This is a genomic window from Brevibacillus sp. SIMBA_040 (genome assembly GCF_046535075.1).
Classification (GTDB): domain Bacteria; phylum Bacillota; class Bacilli; order Brevibacillales; family Brevibacillaceae; genus Brevibacillus.
The window spans coordinates 1-327 of the sequence record NZ_JAWRXI010000104.1 but is presented as its reverse complement, the minus strand read 5'-3'; the positions used below and the strand labels follow the sequence as shown (position 1 = coordinate 327).

The window sequence follows — 327 nt, the reverse complement described above, 5'->3', positions numbered from 1 at the left end:
CAAGGTGATGACCGGCGCTGGTTGAACAAGCACAGCCTGCTGTTTCTCACGGAGGACGGCTACATGCTTGAGCCGATTCTCGAACCGACATTGGTTGGCAACGAGGACGCCGACGTGACCGTCGCCGTGAGAGCAGGTGGACAGGACGTCAGCCTGGACAGGGTGTTGAACGCCGGAACGTTCGTGGTGCCCCATGGGCGTTCGACCCGCTGTTTCATCGAACGTGGGCCACACAGAAAGGTGGTCGAAGTTCGTCTTAAAAGCGACGCGACTGCTTGCGTGTTGTACGTGGATTATTCGTCGCAGGAGATTCTCCAGGTATTGGCC

Annotated in this window: 1 protein-coding gene; it reads left to right on the top strand. The window is 58.1% G+C overall.

Annotated features, from left to right (window positions below):
- Positions 1-63 precede the first annotated feature (63 nt).
- On the top strand, positions 64-327 hold a 264-nt coding region (locus SB752_RS32150), incomplete at its 3' end, for a hypothetical protein (protein ID WP_410719461.1).